We start from the raw sequence: 24,956 nt of genomic DNA on the forward strand, positions 1-24,956 counted from the left end.
GCATCTACGCGTTTTCAGTTTTGATCGACAATCGGCAACGCAGCATCTCGATCTGCGTGCTCAGAAGGCGCCGCTCGCTTCAGCTTGGCGACAAACGGCATATCCGGTTTCATGATAAAAGTCGGCAGTACGCCGCAGGCCATCACGCCGATGGACAGCAGAAAGGTGACGTTCCAATTCCCCAGGCGGTCGATCAGATAGCCCGCCACAACCGGGCTGACGATAGCCGCCGTGAAGCCCGTGCCGCTCATAATGCCGCTGGCCGTACCCGAGCGGTCATAAGCGATGTCCATCGGAATAGCCCACATTGGCCCGATATTCATTTCGTTGAAGAACATCGCCGCGGCCAGAAAAATCAGCGAATACATCGGTTCGTGGATCAACACCACCGGGATCAGCGACAACCCGGTCATGGTCATGCAGAACGCTACCAGGACGCTGCGCGCGAGCTTCAGATTGCCGGTGCGTCGAAGCAGCTTATCGCTGATGAGGCCGCCGATCAGATCGCCGAACACACCGGCGATGAACACACCTGACGTGAAAATCACCGCCTTCTTGATGTTCAGATGGAAGCTATGCATGAAGTAGAGCGGCATCCAGTCGAGCATCAACCAGAGGATCCAGTTGTAGCAGAAGTACACGGCGGAGACAGGCACCAAGCGACGATAGAGACGCGCCCAGGTGCCGGGCACTTCCACCGGACGAACTCTTGGCGGCGGCAGGCTCTCAATTTCCGCAGCGGTGATGCGCGGATGACCCGCCGGCTTTTCGGTGTTGTTCGTTGTTATTTTTTCGACGATCCCGAGGTAAAGGCGGCCACGGCGTCCGTGAAACGGGCGCTGCAGTACACCTCTTCGATCAGATCTTCGTCGTCGAGCCGCTGTTCGACGACGATGCGGCGCAGGCTTTCCTTCACGGCCTTCTGCGTGACCGGTGAAAGCGCCATGAGCCGTTGTGCGAGCGTATGGGCGTCGTCTTGCAGTGCGTCTTGCGAGCACACGTCATAGACATAGCCGCACGCCAGCGCTTCGTGCGCAGTGAGGTATTCGGCGAGCAGTAACATCTTTTTGACCTGCGGCACGCCGAGCGCCGCATGCAACCGCGCGATGTTGCGCGACGACAGCGTGTTAGAGAGCGTCTTCGCGATCGGCGCGCCGAAGCGCGAGCCGTCGCTGCAGAGCCGGAAATCGCAGGCCGTTGCCAGTGCCAGGCCGCCGCCGACGGCCCACCCGTCGATCACGGCAACCGTGGGCACCGCAATGCGTTCGACCGTGTCGATCACTCGCTCGACGAAGGCCTCATAGGCCACGCCATCGCGGCCGTCGCGAAAGTTCTTGAAGTACGCGATGTCGGTGCCTGAAATGAAGGATTTACCGCCCGCGCCCCGGAACAGGACGCAGCCCACGCCGCTGTTCTTTGCGCACTGAGCGATCAGCGCCAACAGCGCCTCATACATATCGAGCGTCATCGCGTTATGCCGCTCGGGGCGGTCGATCACGATCTCCGCTGCGCCCGACTGATGGATAGTGAGACTGACGAGTTCGCTCATGGCGCCGTCCCGTCGATCTCGGCGAAGATCTCGTCGTTGTGCTCGCCCAGCAGCGGCGGATGACGACGCACCGTCTGCGGCGTGCCCAGCATCTTGACGGGAAAGCCAATGTTCTTGACCTTGCCTTCGTTCGGGTGTTCGATCTCCATGCACATGCGACGGTGCGTAGCGTGCCCGCTCTCGAACGCCTCGGGATAGGACAGGATCGGGCCGGCCGGAATGCCGGCGGCGAGCATCGCGTCGACCCAGGCGGCGCTGTCGCGCTTCGCGAATTCCTGCTCCAGGGCTTCGATCAGCGCCTCGCGATTCTTCAGCCGCAGCGACACGCTCGCATAGTCGGCGTGAGCGACCAGGTCCGGGCGCTCCAGCAGTTCGCACAGCTTAGTCCAGAGCTTCTGATTGGTAGCGCCCATCACGAAGTAGCCGTCTCGCGCCTTCACGGCCTGGTAGGGCGCGCTCATCTTGTTGCTGGTGCCGAGCGGCGTCGGCGGCACGCCCGTGCCCCAGTATTCCGACATGTCCCAGATCGAGAAGGCCATGACCGAATCGAACAGCGACGCATCGATGTGCTGGCCCTCGCCGGTCTTCTGCGCGCCGATGTAGGCCGACAGCAGGCCGTAGACCGCGAACAGCGCGCAGCCGATGTCCGCCACCGGCACCCCGGCCTTGACGGGCTTGCCGCCCTTGTAGCCGGTCACGCTCATCACGCCGGACATGGCCTGCGCCATGAGATCGAAGCCGGGCCTGGACGCCCACGGTCCGCTTTGGCCGAAGCCGGAGATACTGACGTAGACGATCTTCGGATTGATCGCCTTGATCGACTCGTAGTCGATGCGCAGACGCTGCACCACGCCCGGACGGTAGTTTTCGACGATCACGTCGGCAGTCTTGGCGAGCTTGTAGAAGAACCCGCGCCCTTCGTCGCTCTTGAGGTCGAGCGTCAGCGAGCGCTTGTTGCGGTTCATGTTCAGGAAGCCCATGCTGTCTGGCCCCTTCATCTTGAAGCCCATCGCACCGCGGGTCTGGTCGCCTTCGGGCGGCTCCACCTTGATCACGTCCGCGCCCATGTCGGCCAGCAGCATGCAGGCGAACGGGCCCGCCATGACCTGGCTGACGTCCAGCACACGGATGCCTTGCAGCGGCAGATGCTTCGATTCGTTCATCCCGAGTCTCCTCTGTAGAAGGTGTGAGTGGGACCGCTTAGCCATGCCGGGCATGGCCAGCGGTCTTCTGCTCTCACTGTCCGCTACAGACAAGGCCGCCGCAAGAACGCCTGGATCATGTCTGGTTTCGCGCGTTGCGAAACCGGGCGGCGCGCCTCCCCCTGGGGACTAGGCCGGTCTACCGAGGAGCTCGGTCACCACGTTGCGCAGGGTCTGCTCCTGAGCGTGTCCCTCGACGCAGGACAGAACGTAGCTGCGCTGGTGCCAGTCGCCCTTGAGCTCGGCCGATGCCAGCGATTCCTCGGGATGAAAACTGCGCAGGACGTCGGGCGGCATCAGGCCGACACCCAGGCCATGGCGCACCATCGCCAGCATGGTGTCGAAACCGCTGACGGTGAAATTGTTGGGGAACAGCCGCCCGCGGCTGCGGTACGCGCGTTGCACGGCGGACAGGACCGCGGAGCCTTTGCCGAGACTCACGATAGGGAGATCGAGGATATCGTCGATTCCGACGGGGCCGTCGGGAAACTGGAAATGCGGGCGGTTATAGACCAGCATCAGGCGGTCCTCCTTGTACGGGGACTTCGTCAGATCCAGGAAGCCGCTTTTCATCTCGTAGATGCCGACGTCGATCACTTTGTCGCGCAGCAGTTGCTGCACGATCTTGCTGTTCTCCTCGACGATCTTCAAGGAGATGCCGGGATATTTGCGCTGGATGTCGGAAATCTCGCGGGCCAGGAACTGGATGACGACGGCCTTGGGCGCGCCGATGATAATGCGGCCGTCGAGGCCCTGATTGAGAGCCTGCGCCTCGCCTTCGAGACGGTCGATGAGGTTGTCGATCTGCCGGACGTATTGGAGTAGCTTGACGCCCGATTCGGTGATTTCGACTCCGTGCGGTACGCGCTTGAAGAGTTTGGCGCCGAGTTGATCTTCCAGGTCCGTCACGCGGCGGGATGCGGCCGCCACCGCCAGACTGAGTCTGTCGGCGGCGCGGGAGATGCTGCCTTCCTCAGCGATGGCGAGGATCAGTCGGATGATGGTGGTGTCGAATTTCACGGAGGCTCCGGGTTGTAAGGAGTTGGCGGCGTGGGGACGGGCGCTGGACGAAGGGGGCTCGGCTGGCGCTGCCTCGATTTTGGACATGATATCGGGCGGGCGGCGTGCAAGCGTGTGTTGACGTCTGTGCAGATGCCAGGCAATCTGCAGGTCCGGCACGACGACATCGCAACAGGTCGACGGTTCATGCGAGTCCAGACGACCGAGTCACTTGACAGTCTATCTATGAGTAGATATAGTTCGATCCATGGAAACGACAACGACAGTGCGCGAACAGATCCTCGACCATGCAATCACGCTCATCATGCTGCGTGGTTACAACGGGTTTAGCTACCGTGATCTATCCAGTCTGGTTGGCGTAAAGACCTCGAGCATCCACTACTACTTTCCGTCGAAAGACGATCTGGTTCTGGAAGCGGTCAACGAGTACAGCAACGAAGTACTCAACGCCGTCCACGCAATCGACGCTTCGTTGCCGGCCGATTCAAAGCTCAGCAAGTACGCGAAGATGTTCGGCAGGACCCTCGGTGACGGCGATCAGATCTGCCTGTGCGGCATGCTCGCTGCCGATATCGAGTCGCTGCCGGATAACATCCGGCACGCGGTGCAGGCGTTTTTCAAGGCTAACGAAAGCTGGTTGGCCAAGGTTCTGGCGCTAGGCGCGCAGGAACGTACGCTGGCGGTGAACGGCAAACCGGAAAACGCGGCGCGCGCCCTCTATGCGGCCTTTCAGGGCAGTGTCCTGGCAAGCCGGCTGTTTCACACCAAGGCTCGACTCGAGGATGTCGAGGCTTCGGTGAGAATTGCGCGGTAACGCAGTCGATGTAAGGTGGTGAGCCACCTCTTTGTTTGGCCCTTTTGTCTATCTCTGCATAGATAGGCAAAAGGTAGGTGTTTCGTCGAAATCGTCCGGTTTTTTTACGGACAAATCTATCTAGTAGTAGATAGCAAAATCTGATTACCGTTCTCTTTAAAGGAGTTTCACATGTCACTCGAAAAAGTCCTCTACCGCGCCCATGCCCACGCCACAGGCGGCCGCGATGGACGTGCTGTCGTCCCCGCAGGCAATCTCGACTTCAAGCTGACCACGCCCAGGGAGTTGGGCGGTGCGGGCGGCGAAGGCGCCAATCCCGAGCAGCTTTTTGCCGCAGGGTACAGCGCCTGCTTCCTCGGCGCGATGAAGTTCGTGGCCGCGCGCGACAAGATCGCCATCCCCGCGGAGGTCTCAATTGACGGCAGCGTCGGCATCGGCGCGATCCCGAACGGATTCGGCATCGAAGTCGAACTGAAAATCTCGCTGCCCGGCATGACACGCGAAGCGGCACAGGCACTGGTCGACAAGGCGCACGTCGTCTGCCCGTACTCGAACGCCACCCGCGGCAACATCGACGTCACCCTCACGATCGTTTAATCACGCGTCCAACCGACTCGCATAGGAATAAGCCATGAAGACCCTCAAGCCCTTGCTGCTCGCAGCCGTTCTTGCGGCCAGCGCCACCCTCGCCATCGCCGCAAGCCCAGCAACACCTGCCTCGCCCGATCTGGTGACCAGCCAGTTCCTTCATGCGCTGAACAGCGGCACAGGACCGGCAATCAACACGTTGCCACCGGCGCAGGCGCGCCAGGTGCTGATCGACGCGCAGAACAGCGTGAAGGTCGATCTGTCCGGCATTGATGTGTCGAACAAGACCATCGAGCAGGATGGCATCACCGTGCCGATCACGATCGTGCGGCCGCAAGGCGCAACGGGTACGCTGCCGGTCTTCATGTTCTTCCACGGCGGCGGCTGGATCCTTGGCGACTTCCAGACCCACGAGCGGCTGGTGCGCGACCTCGTCGTGCAATCCGGGGCAGTGGCAGTTTTCGTCAATTACACGCCGTCGCCTGAAGCGCGTTACCCGGTGGCGATCAACCAGGCGTACGCGGCCACCAGGTGGGTCGCTGCACATGGCAATGAAGTCGGTGTGGATGGTAGCCGCCTCGCGGTAGTGGGCAACAGCGTCGGCGGCAACATGGCCGCGGTTGTGTCCCTGATGGCGAAGAACAAGCAGGGTCCCGCAATCCGCTTTCAAGGCCTGATGTGGCCGGTGACGGACGTCAATTTCAGCGACGGCTCGTACAACGCCTATCCGGAAGGCCATTTCCTGACCCGACCGATGATGAAGTGGTTCTGGGACGCTTATACAAAGGATCCGAAGCAGCGCAACGAGATTTACGCTTCACCATTGCGTGGCTCGGTGGATCAGTTGAAAGGTCTGCCGCCGGCGCTGATCCAGGTAGCGCAGTTCGACGTACTGCGCGATGAAGGGGAAGCCTACGGTCGGAAACTCGATGCTGCGGGTAATGAAGTCACCACGACCCGCTACAACGGTACGATTCACGACTTCGGCCTGCTCAACGCACTCGCTGGAGACGCGCCGACCAAAGCCGCAACCAGGCAGCTTGCCAACGCGTTGCAAGCGCGTCTGAAGTAAGCCGCGCAAACCCCGGCCGCGGCGCACTTGCGTAACAGCATCGTGCCGCGGCTATCAGGGCATTTGACTTCACGTTCATGCAGGGCATCCGGATATCCACGCAGACGGCATCTTCGGAGACGGGTGATACGAGCTTTTCGACGAATCGGTGATGGCAGGTGAGCCGTATCGCTACGTGAGCACGGCGCGCGCCGCAGAACGATCGATACCGGAACATGCGGTTCGTGGCGATGCACGACTACCGTGACGACGTCGCGCTCGAGCTACGCGCACCGGACCACGTCTTCGACGGCGTGCTCGTGGCTTCGGAACGTATGCTCGCAACCATCCTCGGCAAGCAGCCGGAAGCCATCGAAGTCACCGAAGCGATCGTAGTCGAGTGAAGAGACCTTGCCGGTAAATTCGAGAGCGTGCTCGATGTGGACGTGAGCCGGTTTGGGTGGCACGCCGAGCGGCGAAGGTTCGATCGAGCCTGCGTTCCCGCCCAGTCCGTTCACTCGCCCCGCCAGGTTTGCAGCACCGGGTACCACCGGTCGGATGGCGCAGTCTGGCTGAGGCGCCATTTCATGATCGCGAGCGTGTTTTCCCCTGAATTGTTGGCAACCGCTATCCCGAGCGGGAGCAGCCTCAGGCTAAACTACGGTTTCCAGGCAGTGGTGTGACAGACGTTGAATGATCCAAGCCGCACGAACGCGGCGAACCGGAAGATCCTCTGACTATGAAAGGAAAGGAGAGACCTCATGCCGAGCCTTGAGCGAGCGCGATCGACTTCGCTTGTCGACTCTGTCTGGCGCATGGTGCTTCGCCTCGGATTTCCGCTCGCTCGCGCCTGGTGGCACCTTCGACGGCCTCGCCATGAGGGCGCGCTAATAGCAATCTACGTCGGGCAGGCGCTGTTGCTGGTGAAGTCATCGTACCGGACCGAGTGGAGTTTTCCCGGCGGTAGTATCCGGCCCGGTGAGACGCCCGATGCAGCGGCGCAGCGCGAAATGGAGGAGGAGATTGGTCTCTCGTCGTACCCATTACTCCCCTCGGGCAGCGTCTGCGGCATTTGGGACGGACGAAGAGACCGGGTGCATTTCTTTGAGCTGCACCTCGATTGCATACCCGAGCTGCGGCTTGATAATCGTGAGATTATCGCCGCGCATCTGGCATCGCCGGAGGAATTGCCCGGCATCGCGCTGACGGGGGCGGTCGCTGCGTATCTCGGCAGAGATCTCTGCTGTTAGTCGGCCCTTTTCCTTTCGGGACATCTCGACGGGTCCTGGTAACGGCAAAGCAGCCGCTCGGCGGCATGGTGGTCAATCCGGGCGACATCGTTGTTGGGACCGAAGACGCCGTATGGCCTGACCCGTACCGACAAGGTCACGCCGATCGACCAGCTCAAGTTCACGCCGGTGTCCTGAAGCGGATAGCGTGTGCCTCGGACCCGGTTACTTCAAAACCGAGTTGACCGAGGCGCTCGTCAAGGACGAAACCTTCAGCAACTGGCTGATCGGACGCACGCCATCGCGGCGTTGGGGCGACGTGGAGGATCTCGTCGGCGCCGCAGTGTTCCTGGCGAGCAACGCTTCGAACTTTGTGAACGGCCACATTCTGTATGTGGATGGGGGCGTGACCGCCACGCTGTAGTTTGACTCTCTTTGGCAAGAACGAAGTCGCAACCGCCAACGGTCTGACCGGTATCGCAACCTGGCTCGTCAGCGGCATGCCCGACAAAAAACGCCGTCCCCGGCGGGGTACGGCGCATGTCGAACGGTCCTGAAGAAACGACCGTCAGGCGCTCTTTTCCGCAGCGGCCGGAAACGGCAAGCTGTGAAGCCGTTTGCCAGTGGCCGCGAAAATCGCATTCGCGACCGCCGGCCCGACCGGCGCGACACCCGGCTCGCCGACGCCGGTCGGCGCTTCGCCAGACTGCACGATATGCACGTCGACCTTCGGCATTTCGGCAATCCGCAGCACCTGGTAGCCGTCGAAGTTGTTCTGCTCGACCTTGCCGTCCTTTAGCGTGATCGCGCTGTGCAACGCCGCGCCGAGGCCGAAACCGATCCCACCTTCCATCTGGGCGGCGATGACGTCGGGATTGATCGGCGTGCCGCAATCCACCGCACAGACGACGCGTTCCACTTTCACGTTACCGTCCTTATCGACGGAGACTTCCGCGACCTGCGCGACGAACGTCTTGAACGCCTCGGCCACCGCGATGCCGCGCCCGCGGCCTTTCGGCAACGGTTTGGCCGGGTCCCAGCCCGCTTTTTGCGCAGCGAGTTCGAGCACGCCCCGCATGCGCGGTTCGTGCGCGAGCAGATCGCGGCGGAAGACGAACGGGTCCTTGCCGGCGGCGTGCGCGGCTTCGTCGATGAACGCCTCGACCGCGAATGCCGTGTGCGAGCTGCCGACGACCCGCCACCACAATACGGGCACGCCGGTCTGCGTGGTCGTCAGTTCGACCGAGATGTTCGGAATCGCGTAGGCCACGTTAGCGGCCCCCTCGACGGACGTCCCGTCGATCCCGTTCTTGACCATCACGCTTGCGAACGGCGTGCCGGCAAGGATCGACTGACCGACGATGCGATGCCGCCAGCCGACGAGCTTGCCGTCGGCGGTCAGGCCCGCGTCGAGCTTGTGGAAGTACATCGGCCGGTAGAGGCCGCCGTGGATGTCGTCCTCGCGGGTCCACTGCAGCTTGACCGGCGTGCCGTTCGCACCCAGCGCCTTCGCGATCGACACGGCCTCGACGATATAGTCCGACTGCGTGTTCGCGCGCCGCCCGAAGCTCCCGCCCGCATACAGCGTGTGAATCTTCACCTGCTGCGGATCGAGCCCGGCCGTGCGCGCAGCGTTGCCCTGGTCGACGGTCTGAAACTGGTCGCCGGCCCAGATCTCACAGCGGTCAGCAGTGAGCTTGACAACCGCGTCGAGCGGTTCCATCGGCGCGTGGGCGAGATACGGGAACGCATAGGTGGCGGAGATTTTCTTCGCCGCGCCCGCGAGCGCCTGCGTCGCATCGCCTTCCTTGCGGGCGGATGCGCCAGGCTGCTCGGCGAGCTGCCGGTATTCGGCCATGATCGCGTCCGAGCTGCGCTTTTCGGCCTTCGAATCGTCCCATTCGATCTTCAGCGCATCGCGGCCCTGCTTCGCCGCCCAGAATCCCTTCGCGACTACCGCAACGCCGCCCGGCACCTGCACGACCGAGACGACGCCCGGCACCGCTTTCGCGGCTGACGCATCGAACGACTTGACCGTCGCACCGAAGAGCGGCGGACGCTGCAGCAGTGCGACCAGCATGCCGGGAAACGTCACGTCGAGCGTGAACTGCGCGGTGCCGTCGGTTTTCGGCGGCACGTCGACGCGCGGCAGCTGATGGCCGATCAAACGAAAATCCTTCGGCGACTTGAGCGTGACCTTGTCCGGCACCGGCAAGCGGGCTGCGGGCGACGCCAGCGAGCCGTAGGTCGCGGTCCGGTTCGTGGCCGCGTGGTGGACGCTGCCGTCGCGCGTCGTCAGCTCGGACGCGGGCACCTTCCACTGCGCGGCGGCGGCGGAGAGCAGCATCGCGCGTGCTTTCGCGCCGGCTTCGCGCAACTGCATCCACGAGTTGGCCATTGCCGAACTGCCGCCCGTGCCCTGGATCGTGCCGAAGGCGAGATTCGCGTAACGCTTCGCGTCGGCTGGCGCGCTTTCGACACGCACGTCCTGCCAGTTCGCATCCAGCTCTTCTGCGACGATCGTCGCGATGCCGGTGTACGCACCCTGGCCCATCTCGACGTGCTTGGCGATGACCGTGACGCTGTTGTCGGGCGCGACGCGCAGGAACGCATTGGGCGCGAACGTCGCCTCGGGCATCGTGGCAGCGAGCGCGCGGCGCCCCGTGCCCGCCCACTCGAAGCCGACGGTGAGGCCGACTGCCGCGACGGCGCCGGCTGCTTTCAGGAAGGTCCGGCGCGACGGGTGTACCGCATTCGTGAGATCGAGATCGGTCGTCATGGTCAGGCCTTCAGGGTGGCAGCGGCTTCGTGGATGGCCGCGCGAATCCGGGTGTAGGTCGCACAGCGGCAAAGATTGCCGTTCATCGCGGCGTCGATGTCGGCGTCGGTGGGCGTGGCGTTATGTTCGAGCAAGGCTGTCGCGGACATGATCTGTCCGGACTGGCAATAGCCGCACTGCGGCACCTGCAGCTTGACCCATGCGGCCTGAATGGCTTTGGCGGGCCGGCTTTCGATGCCTTCGATGGTCGTGATGCGCTTGCCCGCGACGGCGGCGAGCGGCAGCACGCACGAACGGGTGGCTTCGCCTTCCAGATGAACCGTGCAGGCGCCACATTGCGCCATGCCGCAGCCGAACTTCGTGCCGTGCAGACCCGCGTTCTCGCGGATCGCCCAGAGGAGCGGCGTAGTGGGATCGGCATCGAGCGTAACGTTCTTGCCGTTGAGGACAAACGATGTAGACATGGAACCTCTCCGTGGGGAAAGCCCGAACTTGGCGCCGGGTGTACGGGGCAGTGTGACCGACCGCCTGCCGTTGCGCTTACACAATCCTGCAAAAATATTGAACAATGCTGCAAATTGAGCGGGCCCGCCGTGGCTGCCCGGTAGCGGTTGGGTATGCTCGATTCCGTCAACGGAGTTCAATGCACATGAAACAGAATTCTTCCGGGCTCGATCCTTCGGCGTCGCGCGAAACGGCACGCCGCGAACTCGCCGCGCTCATCGGCCGCTTCGCGCCAGTGGACGGTGCGCATCAGACGGCGATTGCCTCGCTGACCTTCTACCGATACTCGGCGCCCGCCGATCTCGGCTGCGGCGTGACGAGCTCCGCGTTCGTGTTCGCGGCACAAGGCGCCAAGCGGGTCGTGGTCGCGGGGCAGGCTTACGACTACGATCATCTGCATTGCCTGGTGACGTCCGTCGATTTGCCGATGACGTCGCAGGTTACGCGAGCGTCGTCCGACGCGCCTTATCTGTGCGTGAAGCTCACGCTTGATCCGCAGCGCATCGTCGAACTGGCGACGCAACTGCATCTGCCGGAACCGGGTGCCGTGTCGGCGGGCGAAGGCATCGCCGTGGGCTCGCTGCCGGCACCGGTTTTCGATGCGGCGCTGCGGCTCGTGCGATTGCTCGATACTCCGGGTGACATCCCTGTTCTCGCGCCGCTCATCGAGAAGGAATTGCTCTACCGGCTGATGACAAGCGAGCAGGGGAAGCGACTGCGGCACATCGCCGTGAACGGGAGCCAGACGTACCGGATCGCGCGGGCGATCGAGTGGATCCAGAATCACTACACCGAGCTTTTGCGGGTGGAGATACTGGCGCAGGAGGTGAACATGAGCGTGTCGTCGTTTCATCATCACTTCAAGAGCGTCACGACGCTGAGTCCGCTGCAGTACCAGAAGCAACTGCGGCTGCACGAGGCTCGGAAATTGTTGCTCGGACAGAACGGGGATGTCGGGTCGGTGGCGATCAGGGTCGGGTATGACAGCCCTTCCCAGTTCAGCCGCGAATATAGCCGGCTATTTGGGGCGCCGCCACTTCGCGATGTGGTGCAGTTGAGGCGCCGGAACGTGGTGGGCTTTGGAGAGTAGGGCTGCGTGCTTTTTAATCAATGCACAGATAAGGTGCCGATTCGGCATGCCTAGGTGCGCGCCGTCACCGGAGCGGGGCGGAAACCTGCTTCGCCGGGTCGAAATTGCGGCGATTTTCGCTTGGCACGTTTCTCGCTGAGGAAGAACTGCAAGGAGCCGGCGAATCATCCGGTTTAAAACACAATCTGGAAATGGACGGCTAGGGTTCCGGCCTGCTTCACGCAGGTGCTGGTCCGAGAGCTGTCGACCTCAGGCGAGGTTACACGGCGGGATAAAAGCCCGGGAGAGAACGCGATGTTTGCGCTGCTCCCTGCCGTCGCTAACCGTCCCTTCCGAGGTCAACCTCATGCGCAAGCTTGTTCGCTTTCTCAGCATCGCCGCGGTCTCTCTCGCCGCCTTCACCTCAACCTCCTCGTTTGCCGCTGGCCGCACCGACTTCAAGGTGTGCTGGACCATCTACGCGGGCTGGATGCCGTGGGGCCAGGCCAAAACCCAGGGCATCGTCTCCAGGTGGGCCAGGAAATACGGCATCAACGTCGATGTCGTGCAACTGAACGACTACGTCGAATCCATCAATCAGTACACCGCCGGCAAGTTCGACGGCTGCGCGATGACCAACATGGACGCGCTGACCATCCCGGCCTCGGGCGGCGTCGACTCGACGGCGTTGATCGTCAGCGACTATTCGAACGGCAACGATGGCGTGCTCATCAAGGGCAAGGGCAAGCAGGTTGCCGACCTGAAGGGCCAGCAGGTCAATCTGGTCCAGTTCTCGGTATCGCACTACCTGCTTGCGCGCGCGCTCGAAAGCGCGCATATGAGCGAGCGCGACCTCAAAGTGGTGAACACGTCCGACGCCGACATTTCCGGTGCGTTCGCCACGCCCGCCGTCCACAACGCAGTGACGTGGAACCCGATGCTTGCCGACCTGAAGGCGCAGCCGAACGTCACCGAAGTCTTCGACTCGAGCAAGATACCCGGCGAAATCATGGACATGATGGTCGTCAACACGAAGACCTTGAATGACAACCCGGCGCTCGGCAAGGCGCTGACGGGTGCATGGTTCGAGATGGTCGCGCTGATGCGAGCCAATAACGCCGACAGTACCGCCGCGCTCACCGCAATGGCGAAGGCATCGGGCACCGATCTCGCGGGCTTCAAGGGCCAACTGTCGACCACTGCGCTGTTCTATACGCCGAAGGCCGCAGTCGATTTCGTCACCAGCCCCGACATGCCGAAGATCATGACGCGCGTCGCGAAGTTCTCGTTCGATCACGGTCTGCTCGGACAGGACGCCAAAAGTGCGGACGTGGTCGGCATGGCGTTCGATAAGGGCGTCGTGATCGGCAACAAGAGCAACGTCAAGCTGCGCTTCGATCCGACCTACGTGGAAATGGCCGCTGCCGGCAAGCTGTGAGCCGAACAACACGCATTTCATAAGGCAGGCGTCCATGCGACTCATCAATCGACACCCCAGCCGAAGCGGCGGCCTGATGCTGCTGTTGCTGCCGTTCATCGTGCTGATGGCGGTCTATTTCACCGGGTCGTCGATGCGGCTCAAGATCAATCCCGATGACAAGCTGCTGCCGAGCGCGATGCAAATGACCGATGCCATCAAGCAGGTCGCCTTCAACGAGGACAAGCGCACGGGCGAGTATCTGCTGTGGGCCGACACGATATCGAGCCTGCGGCGGCTCGGCATCGGCCTCGTGGTGAGTGCCGTGATTGCGTTGGTGGCGGCCATTGCGACAGGCGCCTTTCCGCTGATGAGCGCAACCTTTTCACCGTTCATCACGGTGATTTCGATGATTCCGCCGCTCGCGGTGCTGCCGATTCTATTCATCGTATTCGGGCTCGACGAGTTGTCGAAGGTGGTGCTGATCGTGGTCGGCATTGCGCCGATGATCATCCGCGATCTGCACGCGCGGGCTCGCGAGATCCCAGCCGAATTGTGGGTCAAGGCACAGACGCTTGGCGCAACCAGTTGGACCTTGATTCTGCGTCTCGTGCTGCCGCAATTGCTGCCGCGCTTACTGGTGGCGATGCGTCTCTCGCTCTGCGCGGCGTGGCTGTTTCTGATCGCCGCGGAAGCGATCGCTTCGACAGACGGTCTCGGCTACCGCATCTTTCTGGTGCGCCGCTACCTGGCGATGGACGTGATTCTGCCTTACGTCGCGTGGATCACGCTGCTCGCGTGGCTCACCGACGAGCTGCTGCGCCGGCTGACGCACTGGTCGTTTCCCTGGTATGGCGGAGGCTCACGATGATCGAAGTTCGTAACGTCTGGAAGGAATACGGCGATCAGGTCGTGCTCGAACGATTGAACTTGCGCATCGATGAGGGCGAGTTCTGTTCGATGGTCGGCGCATCGGGCTGCGGTAAGTCCACATTCCTGCGGCTGTTGCTCGGCCAGGAGCGCGCGACGCGCGGCGAGATTCTGCTCGACGGCGAACCCTTGCCGGGTGAACCCGATGAGCATCGCGGGGTGGTGTTTCAGCGCTATTCGGTGTTCGAGCATCTGAGCGTGGTCCGCAATGTGATGCTGGGACTCGAATTGCCGCGCGCGAAGTTCACGGGCCGGCTGTTCGGTGCACGGCGGCGTGCGGCGCGTGACGAAGCAGTCGCGATGCTGGAGCACGTGGGCCTCGGCGCGGCATTGGATAAATATCCGCAGCAACTGTCGGGCGGCATGCAACAGCGTCTCGCGATTGCCCAGGCGTTGATGATGAAGCCGCGCGTGTTGCTGCTCGATGAGCCATTCGGCGCGCTCGATCCCGGCATCCGCAAGGACATGCACGACTTGCTGCTGGGCCTGTGGCGCGAATCGAAGCTGACGATCTTCATGGTCACGCATGATCTGAAGGAAGGCTTCACGCTTGGCAGCCGCGTGCTGGTGTTCGACAAGGTCCGTGTCGATCCTCAAGCGCCCGGCGCCTACGGCGCGCGCATCACCTACAACATTCCGCTCGACCACAGTCGCGATTGCGCGTCGTCCATCCATATGGCCCGTGCCGTGGTGGAAGGCGCATCGCGTGTCGAAGCGGTGTCAGCCTAATGGGAATCTGAACAATATGGATTTGCTACTCGAAGAAGCGATCCCCGGCGGTGGCCATGCATCGCTGATCGTCAAGCGCGGCCAGTCGTTGCGCGTCACCGACCTGCGCGGCGGCGCGAACGTCAGCGTGATGTTGATCAACGCCACCGAGAAGAGCGAACGGCTCAACCTGCCCGATACGCTGAAGTGCCAGCACACGGCGAAACTCACGGCCGGTCATTGTCTGTACTCCGATATGGGCCGTGTGCTCGCGGCGATCGTTGCGGACACCTGTGGCTGGCACGACAGCATCGGCGGCGTGTCGAATGCGGAAGAAGTGCAGGAGCGTTACGGTACAGGCCGCTATCAGGAACTGCGCAATGCGTTCTATCGCAACGGCACCGACAACCTGCTCGTCGAGATGGGCAAGTGGGGTCTTGGCATTTCGGACCTGCTGATGACGCTCAATCTCTTTAGCCGTGTCGACGTCACCGATGCGGGTGCCTTGAATTTCGTGCCCGGCAATTCGAAGGCAGGCGACTACGTCGAACTGTATGCGCCGATGAACACGCTCGTCGTGCTCACCGCGATCCAGCATCCGCTCGATCCCAATCCGGAATACGCGCCCAAGCCGGTCAAACTTGCGTTGAACCGCGCGGAGCGCGACGTCGCCGAGCTTTGCCGAACCTCATGCGAAGAAAACGTGCGCGGTTTTATCAACACCGATCGCTTCTTTCTTTGAGCGGAACCTGACACCATGACAACCACGCTTACAGTCAGCGACAAACGCCCTGAACACGCGGTCTTTCGCGAGACACTCGCGGCCGGTGAACCGTGGCTTCACGAACTGAAAGCCCGCCAAACGCTGCGCATTCTCGATCTGGAAGGCAATCAGGCTGTCGATACGCTGTTCTACAGTCTCGCCGATCCGCGTGAGCGTTTCGACCCGCAACGCACGCTGCGCCGGCAGAAAAGCCTGTACCTGACAACAGGCACCGTGCTGTATTCGAACCTTGGCAATCCGATGCTGACGATCGTCGCCGATACCTGCGGCCGTCACGACACGCTCGGCGGCGCTTGCGCGCAGGAGAGCAACACGGTGCGCTACGCGCTGGAAAAGCGCTACATGCACAGCTGCCGTGACAATTACCTGCGCGCCTGTGCATGCGACGGACGTTTGTCGAAGCAGGATATCGGCGCGAACATCAACTTCTTCATGAACGTGCCGGTGACGTCCGAAGGCGGTCTGACATTCGAAGACGGCATCTCGGCGCCGGGCAAGTATGTCGAATTGCGCGCTGAAATGGATGTAATCGTGCTGATCTCCAACTGCCCGCAATTGAACAATCCGTGCAACGCCTATAACCCCACGCCCGCGGAGCTGCTGATATGGAACTGAAGCGTATTCGCAACTGGCTTTACTTCGTCATGCTGGTTCGCTCCGGACGATGCTGCATCCGCACGCGCGAACAACTGACCCACGCAGATCACTGACACGGACCTCTGCCGCGGACGACCGCGGCATGCATTTCCCACGTGGCGGGACGGCCCGCCCACGAATCGACTCCCCATCATGTTCGAGAAAATCCTGATCGCCAATCGCGGCGCCATTGCGTGCCGCATCCTCAGAACGCTGCGAGAACTCGATGTAACAGGTGTCGCTGTCTATGCGGAAGCGGATCGTGCGAGCCTTCACGTGAGCGAGGCGCCCATCGCGCACGGCCTCGGCGACGGTCCGGCGTCCGCCACCTACCTCGACACGGAAAAAATCATCGAGATCGCCCGCCGCGAAAACGTGCAGGCGATCCATCCTGGCTATGGGTTCCTGTCGGAGAATGCGGCCTTCGGCGAAGCGTGCGAAGCCGCGGGCATCGCGTTCATCGGACCGACGCCTGCGCAATTGCGCGCTTTTGGCCTGAAGCACACAGCGCGTGGAATCGCGGCGGAATTGGGCGTGCCGATGCTCAATGGCACGGGCTTGCTCGACGATCTGCCCGCAGCGCTCGATGCAGCGGCGTCGATCGGTTACCCGGTGATGCTGAAAAGCACGGCGGGCGGTGGCGGTATCGGCATGCGGGTGTGCTGGAACGTCGAGGAACTGAGCGCGCATTTCGAAGTGGTAAAGCGCCTCGGCCAGAACAACTTTAGCGATGCCGGTGTGTTCCTCGAAAAGTACATCGAGCGGGCGCGGCATCTGGAAGTGCAGGTCTTCGGCGACGGCGGCGGCGACGCGATCGCCCTCGGCGTACGTGACTGCTCGGTGCAGCGGCGCAACCAGAAGGTGCTCGAAGAGACGCCCGCGCCCAACCTGCCGGACGGCAAGTCGGCCGCCTTGTGCGACGCGGCGGTGAAGCTCGTGAAGGCGGTGAATTACCGCTCCGCCGGCACCGTCGAATTCGTCTACGATAGCGCTGCGCAGCGGTTTTATTTCCTCGAAGTGAATACGCGCCTGCAGGTCGAGCATGGCGTGACCGAGCAGGTCTGGGGCGTGGATCTGGTGCGCTGGATGATCGAACTGGCGGCGGGCACGCTCGCGCCGCTGCAGGAACTCGCGGCGGGATTGACGCCGCAGGGTCACGCGATTCAGGCGCGCCTCTATGCCGAAGACCCGGGCCGCGATTTCAAGCCGAGCCCGGGTTTGCTGACCGACGTGGCGTTTCCGCGCGCGGACGGCCGCACGCTGCGCATCGATACGTGGATCGAGGCGGGCTGCGAAGTGCCGCCTTATTTCGATCCGATGCTGGCGAAGGTGATCGCATGGTCGTCGACACGCGACGCGGCGCGCCAGGCGCTCACTGACGCGTTACAGAACACGCGCCTCTATGGCGTGGAGACGAACCGCGACTACCTGCGGCAGATCCTCGACGACAATCCGTTCGCCTCGGGCGAGCCGTGGACGCGCTGCCTCGAAGGGCTCAAGTATCGGGCGAGCACGATCGAAGTCGTCAGCGGCGGCACGCAGACGACCGTGCAGGATCATCCTGGGCGCCTCGGCTACTGGGCGGTCGGCATACCGCCGTCCGGTCCGATGGACGACCGTGCGTTGCGGATCGGCAACCGGCTGCTCGGCAACGGCGCCGACGCTGCCGCGCTCGAGATCACAATGAGTGGACCGACCTTGCGCTTTAACGCGGACGCCGTCGTCGCCATAACGGGCGCGAATCTGCCCGCGCTGCTCGACGATATCGAGCAGCCGTTGAACACGACCCTGTTCATCGCCGCGGGTTCGACGCTCGCGCTCGGCACGATTCGCGGCGCGGGCGCGCGTGCTTACCTGTGCGTGCGCGGCGGCTTCGACGTCGCGGTGTATCTCGGCAGCCGCAGCACCTTCACGCTCGGCCAGTTCGGCGGACATGGGGGGCGAGCGCTACGTGCGGGCGATGTCCTGCATCTTCCCCCGTTGCAGGACGAGCGTGCGGGTGCGGTGCTCGCCAACGTCCCTGTGTTGGAAACGGTGCGTACGCTGCGCGTGATTTACGGTCCGCACGGCGCGCCGGAGTACTTCAGCCCGCGTTATATCGGGCAGTTTTTCGACACCGAATGGGAGATCCATTTCAACTCCAGCCGCACCGGCGTGCGTCTGATTGGACCGAAGCCCGAGTGGTCGCGCGAGGACGGCGGCGAGGCGGGGTTGCATCCGTCGAACATTCACGATAACCCGTATGCGGTCGGCGCCGTCGATTTCACCGGCGACATGCCCGTGATTCTCGGACCCGATGGTCCGAGCCTTGGCGGCTTCGTTTGTCCGGTAACGATCATCGAGGCAGATCTTTGGCAAATCGGCCAGTTGAAGGCCGGTGACAAGGTGCGCTTCGTGCCGGTGCAGATCGATGAAGCGCGTGAGGCAGCACGCCAACGTCTGCGCGAATTGCAGACGCTCGAATTCGAGGGGAAGCCGGCAATCACGAAGGCAGCCGCGCTCACATCGCCGATCGCCCTCGATACGGGCACGGATCACGAGCGGCTCGTCGCGCGTGTTTCCGGCGACACGCACCTGCTGCTCGAAATCGGCCCGACGGAACTCGATCTCGTCTTGCGTTTCCGGGGCCATGCACTGATGCAGTCGCTAGAAGCGATGGCCCTGCCTGGCGTGATCGATCTGACACCCGGCATCCGCTCACTGCAGATTCACTATCAGCCTGAAAGCCTGCCGCTGTCGAAGTTGCTCGCGATCGTCGCGCGCGCATGGCAGGACGTTTTGTTGCAGAAGGATTTGCGCGCGCCGTCGCGGATCGTGCGTTTGCCGCTGTCATGGGACGATCCCGCGTGCCGGCTCGCGATCGACAAATACATGACCACGGTGCGCAAGGACGCGCCCTGGTGTCCGAGCAATCTCGAGTTTATCCGCCGCATCAACGACCTCGATTCGATCGACGCCGTCAAACAGATCGTCTTCGATGCCAGCTATCTCGTGATGGGACTCGGCGACGTGTATCTCGGCGCGCCGGTCGCGACGCCGATGGATCCGCGTCACCGGCTGGTGACGACCAAATACAACCCGGCACGCACGTGGACGGCGGAGAACTCCGTCGGCATCGGCGGCGCGTATCTGTGCGTGTATGGGATGGAGGGGCCTGGCGGTTATCAGTTCGTTGGCCGCACGTTACAGATGTGGAACCGCTATCGCGAAGTCGCGGATTTCGCGGGGCGGCCGTACCTGTTGCGCTTCTTCGATCAGATCCGCTTCTACGAAGTCCCTCCCGATGAGTTGCTGCGTATCCGCGCAGATTTCCCGCTCGGGCGCTATCCGTTGAAGATCGAAGAGACCGAGTTGTCGCTGGCCGACTATCAAACGTTTCTCACGCGCGAATCCGCTGGCATCCAGCAATTCCGCGCACGCCAGCAAGCCGCGTTTCAGGCCGAACGCGAGCGCTGGCGCGAAGCGGGAACAGCGGAGGAGAGTTTCGACGCGCCGGTCACCGAGAGCGCGGAACTGGCGCCGCTGCAAGAGGGTGAAATTGCAGTGGACAGCGAGATTGCCGGCAGCCTCTGGCAAGTGCGGGTGGCGCCCGGCGATACGGTCGAGGCAGGCGACGTGCTGCTTGTCATCGAGTCTATGAAAATGGAAATCTCCGTGTGCGCGCCCTGTGCGGGAACGGTCGGCGAGATTCACGTGGCTCCCGGTTCGCCGGTGCGCGCGGGGCAGCGCGTTGCCATCATCGACCGCCTTTGATTTTTCCTGGGAAAACACTCATGTCTTCATTCGATCTGCGCCTGTCCGCGCTGCGCGCCGCTTACCGTGCCGGGACGCTCACGCCGCGCAAGCTGATCGGCGAGTTGCTTGCGAAAGCCGCTGCGCTGAATCCCGAGTTTCATCTGTTCATCCACCTTCTGAGCGAAGCGGAAGTCGCGCCGTATCTGGATTGCCTGGAAACACAGGATATCGAAACATTGCCGCTGTACGGCATTCCGTTCGCGATCAAGGACAACATCGATCTGGCTGGTATTCCGACAACGGCCGCCTGTCCCGCGTTCGCCTATACGCCGGCCGAGTCGGCGACGCTCGTCGCGCAGTTGATCGCGCTAGGCGCCGTGCCGCTCGGCAAGACCAATCTCGATCAGTTCGCCACTGGCCTTAACGGCACGCGCTCACCGTACGGCAAGTGCCGCAACAGCGTACATCCTGACTATCCATCGGGCGGATCGAGCGCGGGTTCTTCGCTGGCCGTCGCGCTGGGCGTCGCGAGCTTCGCGCTCGGCACTGATACCGCGGGCTCGGGCCGCGTGCCGGCAGGATTGAACAACCTCGTTGGCCTTAAGGCGAGCAAAGGTCTGGTGTCGACCGCTGGCGTCGTGCCGGCCTGTCGCACGCTCGATTGCGTGACGTACTTCACGGCAACCGCGCGCGAAGCCAGCGAACTGCTCGCACTCACCGCGCAAGCCGATCCTCGCGATGCATACAGTCGCAAGAACCCGCAATGGAACGACGCACGCGCGTTCGGCAAACCCGCCCCATTCCGGTTCGGCGTGCCGTCGCAACTCGAATTCGCGGGCTGTGCTGAAAGCCCTGCGTTGTTTGCGAAGGCTCGCGCGATGCTCGAAGCGGCAGGCGGCGAGGCCGTCGAGATCGACTTCGCGCCGTTCGTCGAAGCGGCGAACCTGCTTTATGAAGGCCCATGGGTCGCGGAGCGTTATAGCGTCGTGGGCGAACTGGTGGAAGCGAACCCGGACGCCGTGTTGCCGGTCATTCGCGATGTGTTGGCGAAGGCGCCAAGGGCGAGCGCAGTCGAACTTTTTCGTGCGCAGTATCGCCTGCAAGCACTGAAGGTGATCTGCGACGCGGCGCTCGAGTCACTCGACTTCGTTCTTACGCCGACGTATCCGCGTCCCGTCACGCTGGCAGAGTTGGAACGCGATCCCATCCGGCCGAACTCGTTGCTCGGCTACTACACGAACTTCATGAATCTGCTCGACTATGCCGCCGTCGCGACGCCGACCGCGTTCATGGCGAATGGTCTGCCGTGGGGCGTCACCGTGTTCGGCCGCGCTTTCACGGATCAGTATTTGTTGAGCGTGGCGGACACATTGCAACGGATGAGCGGAATCGAATGCGTCGGGGGCGGCAAGCCCGATGCGGGCGACCAACCGAAGGCGGTCAACGATTGGGTACGGGTCGCGGTGTGCGGCGCCCATATGCAGGGTTTGCCGCTCAATCGTGACCTGGTTTGCCGCGGCGCACGCTTGGTAGAGGCTACGCAAACTGCGCCGCATTATCGGTTGTCTGCTCTGGCAGCCACACCGGATGGCACGAGGCGGCCCGGCATGCGGCGAGCGTCGGACGGCGGCACGGCGATCGCGATTGAGGTTTGGGAGATGCCCAGTCTGGAATTGGGCTCGTTCATCACAACCATTCCCTCTCCGCTTGCGCTTGGAAAGATCGAACTGGCGAATGGTGCGTGGGTGACCGGCTTTGTGTGCGAATTTTATGGCTTGGAGTCTGGGACCGACATCACGGAGTTTGGCGGCTGGCGAGCATGGCTCGCCAGCGAGCAAACATGACGCGCAACTCGGCCGGACACGCAGGCGGCGGCGCTCATCCGTTGCCGAGCACTCAGACGTACGTCTCTCAGGCCGATATGCAATGCGCGCGTTCGACGGCGCAGGCCGCGCGAGCGCTGCCGTACGAACTGCATGTGAACGGTCAGTTGCAGGCGCAAGGGTATGCGCTGACGTTCGCCAACACCGGCACGCAAATGGAGGCGCACTGGGACCTGTCATGCAGCAGCCAGTGGTATGACTTTCAATTGACGGTTGCCGGCAATGCGGGTCGGTTGCGCGTTCCGGTGCCTCACTTGGGGCGGCGAACGGCTCTCAACTTCCCGCTGTTTCCGCCGCCGCAGAAGAACTGATCGCCGCCATCGGCCTCGAGTCCCGATACGGTCACGCCCGGTGGCATGTCGAGCGCCTCCCGGACCTCTCCGGTCCGAGGATCGATTCGCCGCAATTCGCTCTCGTCCCCTTCCCAGGTGCCGTGCCAAAGTTCTCCGTCGCTCCAGGTGACCCCGGTGACGAAGCGGTTGGACTCGAGGGTGCGAAGAATCGCTCCTGTTTGGGGATCGATTTGATGGATCTTCCGTTCCCGGTACTGCCCCACCCAGAGTGTCCCTTCGGCCCAAGCGAGCCCCGAGTCAGCACCGCCGCCGGGCGCCGGGATCGTGGCAAGCACCCGGCCGGTCTGCGGATCGATCTTCTGGATGCGATCCTCGGCGATCTGAAACAGGTGCTGGCCGTCGAAGGCCGTTCCTGCATGCGCGGCGACATCGATCGAGCGCAGCGTCTTCCCGCTTGCCGGATCGAGGGCGTTCAGCTTGTTTCCGGTAGCAAACCAGACTTGCTGGCCGTCATAGGTGACGCCACCCACCTGGTCGACACCCGGAAAGGGTCCATATTCACGGACGATTTCAGCTGTTGATCGTTTCATGGTTCCATCCTGGTTATTTGATTTTGGACGATTCATGCTCCTATCCTAATCACTCGGCAGTGGCGCGGGGAGTAACAAGGTCGTCGTGAATCCGGGCACCGGCGGGGTCATCCAGCGACGCGCCCGCCCGCGGCCAAACGACTGCACCTTGCCTGCTTCCGCCAGCGAGTCGAGTGCCCGCTGCACGGTGCGCTGGCTGGCGCCAAGCGCGAGCGCGAGGCCCGAGCTCGACCACGATTCACCGTCGGCGAGGAAGGCGAGCACAGGGGCATGCTCTCCTTCGACCGGCCGCGCCAGCACGACGACCTCGTGTGCGCGGCGCGGCACCAGTGCGAACCCTCGCTTCGTCGCACTCACGCCGGCCAACGTCCGAAGCATCGTGCGAAGCCGCCCGACTTCGACTCGCAACCGGGCGCGATGCGATTCATCCGCGTGCTTCGCCCGGAACGCCCGCGCGATGAGCATGTCCCTCGGCACGTCCGCCGGCCACGCTTCGCCCAGCGCGCGGGCGAGCGTGAACAGCACCGGACGCGTGGCGAGCGAGACCACCGTGCCTGCGTCACGCACGACATGACGGCACGCGTCCACGACGAGCGCCCTCGACGCCAGTAAGGCTTCGACCTCTTCGAGCAGGAGGAACCGCTCCTCGCCGGATGCGATCAGGCGCGCAGCGGGCGTGTTCAGGACGAGGGACGCGCTTTCGACCTCCGCCGTCAGCGCAGGGATGCCTGCGTGGCGCGCCGCGCGCTCGGCCCGGGCGAGCGCGGGCCGCGCAGTCCTGGTCCGGAGGCGGCGCATCGCAATTCCTGCAACGACCAGCTCGTGGGCGGCCCTCAACGCGGGCGGTAAAGGCGCGGGGGCGAGCTCGGCGAGCGCATGCTCGGCCTCGTCGAGGCGCCCGATCAGGAGGAGGCGCCGGACCTGGAGATATCGGGCATGCGCGGCGTTCACGCGGTCGCCGTGCGCTTCGAGCGTCGCCCGCGCTGCGTCGAGCGCCTTCTCAGGCCAGCTCAGGTCGCGCGAGACGAGTGCGATCTCGGCCTCGGCGACCACACACCTTGCGCGGGCCACGGCCTCTTTCGGGCCGAACGCGCGCGCCGCGCTTCGCACGAGGGCTTTTGCTCGAACGAAATCGCCGAGCTGCGCCATTGCGATGCCGCGAAGCGCGAGCGCAGGCGCGTCGTCGCGCAAGGCGACCCGGTTCAGCGCGCCGAGTGGGTCCCCCGCCGCGAGCGCACGCGCCGCGGCCGTGATCAGCGAGTCCATCGTCTATTTAAATCCCGCCACACTTGTCACTCCCACTGTCCGATGTCCGGTACTAATCTAGCACGACCACCCACCCGTACGTCGTATCGACAACTGAACGAACGACGCAGGACACCTAACGGAGGAAAGCATGATGACGACACATATGACCGGCTCACGTGAAGCGTGGCTCGCCGTGCGGCTCGAGCTGCTCGAGGCGGAGAAGGCGCTGACACGGCAGAGCGACGAGCTGGCCCGGCAGCGGCAGGCGCTGCCTTGGGTTCGAATCGACAAGACGTACCGGTTCGAGACCGATGAAGGAAGCGCCTCGCTGGCCGACCTCTTCAAAGGACGCTCGCAGCTTCTCGTCTACCACTTCATGTTCGGGCCCGACTACAAGGCGGGGTGCCCGTCGTGCTCGGCGATCGCGGACGGGTTCGACGGGTTTGTCGTGCACCTGGCGAACCATGACGTCATGCTTTCGGCGGTATCGCGGGCGCCGCTTGCGAAGCTGCAAGCGTACAAACGCCGGATGGGGTGGACGTTTCCCTGGGCATCCTCATATGGCAGCGATTTCAACTTCGACTTCAACATCGCGTTCACGGAGGAGCAACAGCGCGAAGGGAGCATCGAATACAACTACGAGCGCGGCGGCCACGCGATGGATGCGACGAGCCAGGTCCCGGAGCCGGTCGCCCAGTTCGCGGCTACCTGCGGAACCGACGCGGCGACATACACGCGCGATAGGCCGGGCTTGAGCACGTTCGTACTCGAGGACGGCGTCGTCTACCACGCGTATTCCACCTACGCGCGCGGCGTGGACGGCATCTGGGGCATGTACCAGTGGCTCGACCGCGCGCCCAAGGGGCGCAACGAGACGGGCGTCTGGTGGAAGCGCCACGACGAGTACGACAAAGGTTGAGCCGGGTC

23 protein-coding genes, 1 pseudogene and 1 riboswitch are annotated in these 24,956 nt (G+C 63.1%); of the genes and pseudogenes, 16 read left to right on the forward strand and 8 right to left on the reverse strand.

Features of this window, described 5'->3' with window-relative positions; all coding sequences use genetic code 11:
- Window positions 1–14: 14 nt before the first annotated feature.
- From SB772_RS23100 to SB772_RS23115, 4 genes are all read right to left on the reverse strand, one after another.
- Window positions 15–698, reverse strand: coding sequence for an MFS transporter (locus tag SB772_RS23100; RefSeq protein WP_410835520.1), 684 nt, complete (start codon window positions 696–698; stop codon window positions 15–17).
- Window positions 699–784: 86 nt separating this feature from the next.
- Window positions 785–1,549, reverse strand: coding sequence for an enoyl-CoA hydratase (locus tag SB772_RS23105; protein WP_410835521.1), 765 nt, complete (start codon window positions 1,547–1,549; stop codon window positions 785–787).
- A complete protein-coding gene (locus SB772_RS23110) occupies window positions 1,546–2,712 on the reverse strand; it encodes a CaiB/BaiF CoA transferase family protein (RefSeq protein ID WP_410835522.1) in 1,167 nt (388 codons plus the stop codon). The genes SB772_RS23105 and SB772_RS23110 overlap by 4 nt, the downstream gene beginning before the upstream one ends.
- A gap of 168 nt (window positions 2,713–2,880) precedes the next feature.
- The gene (locus tag SB772_RS23115; RefSeq protein WP_410835523.1) at window positions 2,881–3,771 is read right to left on the reverse strand and encodes a LysR family transcriptional regulator; all 891 of its coding nucleotides are present in this window, start codon (window positions 3,769–3,771) and stop codon (window positions 2,881–2,883) included.
- A gap of 247 nt (window positions 3,772–4,018) precedes the next feature.
- Between SB772_RS23115 and SB772_RS23120 the strand changes: the two genes are divergently transcribed.
- The 6 genes and pseudogenes from SB772_RS23120 to SB772_RS23145 all read left to right on the forward strand — a co-directional run.
- Window positions 4,019–4,585, forward strand: coding sequence for a TetR/AcrR family transcriptional regulator (locus tag SB772_RS23120; RefSeq protein ID WP_410835524.1), 567 nt, complete (start codon window positions 4,019–4,021; stop codon window positions 4,583–4,585).
- 171 nt (window positions 4,586–4,756) lie between these two features.
- Complete coding sequence (locus SB772_RS23125; protein ID WP_410835525.1) at window positions 4,757–5,182, forward strand: organic hydroperoxide resistance protein; 426 nt, start codon at window positions 4,757–4,759, stop codon at window positions 5,180–5,182.
- A gap of 34 nt (window positions 5,183–5,216) precedes the next feature.
- Entirely contained in the window at window positions 5,217–6,245 is a 1,029-nt protein-coding gene (locus SB772_RS23130) for an alpha/beta hydrolase (protein ID WP_410835526.1), read from the forward strand.
- 215 nt (window positions 6,246–6,460) lie between these two features.
- A complete protein-coding gene (locus tag SB772_RS23135; protein ID WP_410835527.1) occupies window positions 6,461–6,628 on the forward strand; it encodes a hypothetical protein in 168 nt (55 codons plus the stop codon).
- Between the two features lie 357 nt (window positions 6,629–6,985).
- Window positions 6,986–7,474 (forward strand): NUDIX domain-containing protein, encoded by a 489-nt coding sequence (locus SB772_RS23140; RefSeq protein WP_410835528.1) that lies wholly within the window; start codon window positions 6,986–6,988, stop codon window positions 7,472–7,474.
- Window positions 7,475–7,667: 193 nt separating this feature from the next.
- Window positions 7,668–7,877 (forward strand): annotated as a pseudogene (locus tag SB772_RS23145) (SDR family oxidoreductase); the annotation flags it as partial.
- Window positions 7,878–8,021: 144 nt separating this feature from the next.
- On the opposite strand, the gene SB772_RS23150 reads toward SB772_RS23145, so the two are convergent.
- Together SB772_RS23150 and SB772_RS23155 are read right to left on the reverse strand one after the other, a co-directional pair.
- Entirely contained in the window at window positions 8,022–10,232 is a 2,211-nt protein-coding gene (locus SB772_RS23150) for a molybdopterin cofactor-binding domain-containing protein (protein ID WP_410835529.1), read from the reverse strand.
- Window positions 10,233–10,234: 2 nt separating this feature from the next.
- On the reverse strand, window positions 10,235–10,696 hold the full coding sequence (locus tag SB772_RS23155; RefSeq protein WP_027776065.1) for a (2Fe-2S)-binding protein: 462 nt from the start codon (window positions 10,694–10,696) through the stop codon (window positions 10,235–10,237).
- A gap of 185 nt (window positions 10,697–10,881) precedes the next feature.
- Between SB772_RS23155 and SB772_RS23160 the strand changes: the two genes are divergently transcribed.
- The 9 genes from SB772_RS23160 (at window position 10,882) to SB772_RS23200 (ending at window position 22,209) form a co-directional block, all read left to right on the forward strand.
- The gene (locus tag SB772_RS23160) at window positions 10,882–11,826 is read left to right on the forward strand and encodes an AraC family transcriptional regulator N-terminal domain-containing protein (RefSeq protein WP_410835530.1); all 945 of its coding nucleotides are present in this window, start codon (window positions 10,882–10,884) and stop codon (window positions 11,824–11,826) included.
- Between the two features lie 188 nt (window positions 11,827–12,014).
- Window positions 12,015–12,114, forward strand: a riboswitch (guanidine-I (ykkC/yxkD leader).
- Window positions 12,115–12,172: 58 nt separating this feature from the next.
- A complete protein-coding gene (locus SB772_RS23165; protein WP_410835531.1) occupies window positions 12,173–13,243 on the forward strand; it encodes a putative urea ABC transporter substrate-binding protein in 1,071 nt (356 codons plus the stop codon).
- 34 nt (window positions 13,244–13,277) lie between these two features.
- Entirely contained in the window at window positions 13,278–14,093 is an 816-nt protein-coding gene (locus SB772_RS23170; RefSeq protein WP_410835532.1) for an ABC transporter permease, read from the forward strand.
- Window positions 14,090–14,881 carry an ABC transporter ATP-binding protein gene (locus tag SB772_RS23175; protein ID WP_410835533.1) on the forward strand — a complete coding sequence of 264 codons (792 nt, stop codon included), beginning with the start codon at window positions 14,090–14,092 and terminating at the stop codon, window positions 14,879–14,881. Before SB772_RS23170 ends, SB772_RS23175 begins: the two co-directional genes overlap by 4 nt.
- Before the next feature lie 16 nt (window positions 14,882–14,897).
- Window positions 14,898–15,602 (forward strand): urea amidolyase associated protein UAAP1, encoded by a 705-nt coding sequence (locus SB772_RS23180; RefSeq protein WP_410835534.1) that lies wholly within the window; start codon window positions 14,898–14,900, stop codon window positions 15,600–15,602.
- 15 nt (window positions 15,603–15,617) lie between these two features.
- On the forward strand, window positions 15,618–16,259 hold the full coding sequence (locus SB772_RS23185; protein ID WP_410835535.1) for an urea amidolyase associated protein UAAP2: 642 nt from the start codon (window positions 15,618–15,620) through the stop codon (window positions 16,257–16,259).
- A 174-nt stretch (window positions 16,260–16,433) separates the two neighbouring features.
- Window positions 16,434–20,033: an urea carboxylase gene (gene uca, locus SB772_RS23190; RefSeq protein WP_410835536.1), complete on the forward strand. Its 3,600-nt coding sequence runs from the start codon at window positions 16,434–16,436 to the stop codon at window positions 20,031–20,033.
- 20 nt (window positions 20,034–20,053) lie between these two features.
- A complete protein-coding gene (gene atzF / locus SB772_RS23195; RefSeq protein WP_410835537.1) occupies window positions 20,054–21,859 on the forward strand; it encodes an allophanate hydrolase in 1,806 nt (601 codons plus the stop codon).
- Window positions 21,856–22,209 (forward strand): hypothetical protein, encoded by a 354-nt coding sequence (locus SB772_RS23200; RefSeq protein ID WP_410835595.1) that lies wholly within the window; start codon window positions 21,856–21,858, stop codon window positions 22,207–22,209. The genes atzF and SB772_RS23200 overlap by 4 nt, the downstream gene beginning before the upstream one ends.
- On the opposite strand, the gene SB772_RS23205 is transcribed toward SB772_RS23200, so the two are convergent.
- Window positions 22,149–22,781, reverse strand: a complete 633-nt coding sequence (locus SB772_RS23205; protein ID WP_410835593.1) for a DUF5074 domain-containing protein — start codon at window positions 22,779–22,781, stop codon at window positions 22,149–22,151. The genes SB772_RS23200 and SB772_RS23205 overlap by 61 nt on opposite strands.
- Window positions 22,782–22,826: 45 nt before the next feature.
- Window positions 22,827–24,047 carry a helix-turn-helix domain-containing protein gene (locus SB772_RS23210; protein WP_410835538.1) on the reverse strand — a complete coding sequence of 407 codons (1,221 nt, stop codon included), beginning with the start codon at window positions 24,045–24,047 and terminating at the stop codon, window positions 22,827–22,829.
- Between the two features lie 130 nt (window positions 24,048–24,177).
- Between SB772_RS23210 and SB772_RS23215 the strand changes: the two genes are divergently transcribed.
- Complete coding sequence (locus SB772_RS23215) at window positions 24,178–24,948, forward strand: DUF899 domain-containing protein (RefSeq protein ID WP_410835539.1); 771 nt, start codon at window positions 24,178–24,180, stop codon at window positions 24,946–24,948.
- Window positions 24,949–24,956: the final 8 nt, after the last annotated feature.

Origin of the sequence: Paraburkholderia sp. SIMBA_030 (assembly GCF_046535245.1) — a bacterium.
Taxonomy (GTDB): Bacteria; Pseudomonadota; Gammaproteobacteria; order Burkholderiales; family Burkholderiaceae; genus Paraburkholderia.

Excerpts from the sequence above, each read along its gene's own strand:
- SB772_RS23200 (WP_410835595.1), top strand. The coding sequence starts at position 21,856 with ATGACGCGCAACTCGGCCGGACACGCAGGCGGCGGCGCTCATCCGTTG.
- atzF (WP_410835537.1), top strand. The coding sequence starts at position 20,054 with ATGTCTTCATTCGATCTGCGCCTGTCCGCGCTGCGCGCCGCTTACCGT.
- SB772_RS23185 (WP_410835535.1), top strand. The coding sequence starts at position 15,618 with ATGACAACCACGCTTACAGTCAGCGACAAACGCCCTGAACACGCGGTC.
- SB772_RS23150 (WP_410835529.1), bottom strand. The coding sequence starts at position 10,232 with ATGACGACCGATCTCGATCTCACGAATGCGGTACACCCGTCGCGCCGG.
- SB772_RS23105 (WP_410835521.1), bottom strand. The coding sequence starts at position 1,549 with ATGAGCGAACTCGTCAGTCTCACTATCCATCAGTCGGGCGCAGCGGAG.
- SB772_RS23175 (WP_410835533.1), top strand. The coding sequence starts at position 14,090 with ATGATCGAAGTTCGTAACGTCTGGAAGGAATACGGCGATCAGGTCGTG.
- SB772_RS23210 (WP_410835538.1), bottom strand. The coding sequence starts at position 24,047 with ATGGACTCGCTGATCACGGCCGCGGCGCGTGCGCTCGCGGCGGGGGAC.
- SB772_RS23165 (WP_410835531.1), top strand. The coding sequence starts at position 12,173 with ATGCGCAAGCTTGTTCGCTTTCTCAGCATCGCCGCGGTCTCTCTCGCC.
- SB772_RS23215 (WP_410835539.1), top strand. The coding sequence starts at position 24,178 with ATGATGACGACACATATGACCGGCTCACGTGAAGCGTGGCTCGCCGTG.
- SB772_RS23110 (WP_410835522.1), bottom strand. The coding sequence starts at position 2,712 with ATGAACGAATCGAAGCATCTGCCGCTGCAAGGCATCCGTGTGCTGGAC.
- SB772_RS23205 (WP_410835593.1), bottom strand. The coding sequence starts at position 22,781 with ATGAAACGATCAACAGCTGAAATCGTCCGTGAATATGGACCCTTTCCG.
- SB772_RS23155 (WP_027776065.1), bottom strand. The coding sequence starts at position 10,696 with ATGTCTACATCGTTTGTCCTCAACGGCAAGAACGTTACGCTCGATGCC.
- SB772_RS23130 (WP_410835526.1), top strand. The coding sequence starts at position 5,217 with ATGAAGACCCTCAAGCCCTTGCTGCTCGCAGCCGTTCTTGCGGCCAGC.
- uca (WP_410835536.1), top strand. The coding sequence starts at position 16,434 with ATGTTCGAGAAAATCCTGATCGCCAATCGCGGCGCCATTGCGTGCCGC.
- SB772_RS23180 (WP_410835534.1), top strand. The coding sequence starts at position 14,898 with ATGGATTTGCTACTCGAAGAAGCGATCCCCGGCGGTGGCCATGCATCG.
- SB772_RS23160 (WP_410835530.1), top strand. The coding sequence starts at position 10,882 with ATGAAACAGAATTCTTCCGGGCTCGATCCTTCGGCGTCGCGCGAAACG.
- SB772_RS23140 (WP_410835528.1), top strand. The coding sequence starts at position 6,986 with ATGCCGAGCCTTGAGCGAGCGCGATCGACTTCGCTTGTCGACTCTGTC.
- SB772_RS23120 (WP_410835524.1), top strand. The coding sequence starts at position 4,019 with ATGGAAACGACAACGACAGTGCGCGAACAGATCCTCGACCATGCAATC.
- SB772_RS23125 (WP_410835525.1), top strand. The coding sequence starts at position 4,757 with ATGTCACTCGAAAAAGTCCTCTACCGCGCCCATGCCCACGCCACAGGC.
- SB772_RS23170 (WP_410835532.1), top strand. The coding sequence starts at position 13,278 with ATGCGACTCATCAATCGACACCCCAGCCGAAGCGGCGGCCTGATGCTG.
- SB772_RS23135 (WP_410835527.1), top strand. The coding sequence starts at position 6,461 with ATGCGGTTCGTGGCGATGCACGACTACCGTGACGACGTCGCGCTCGAG.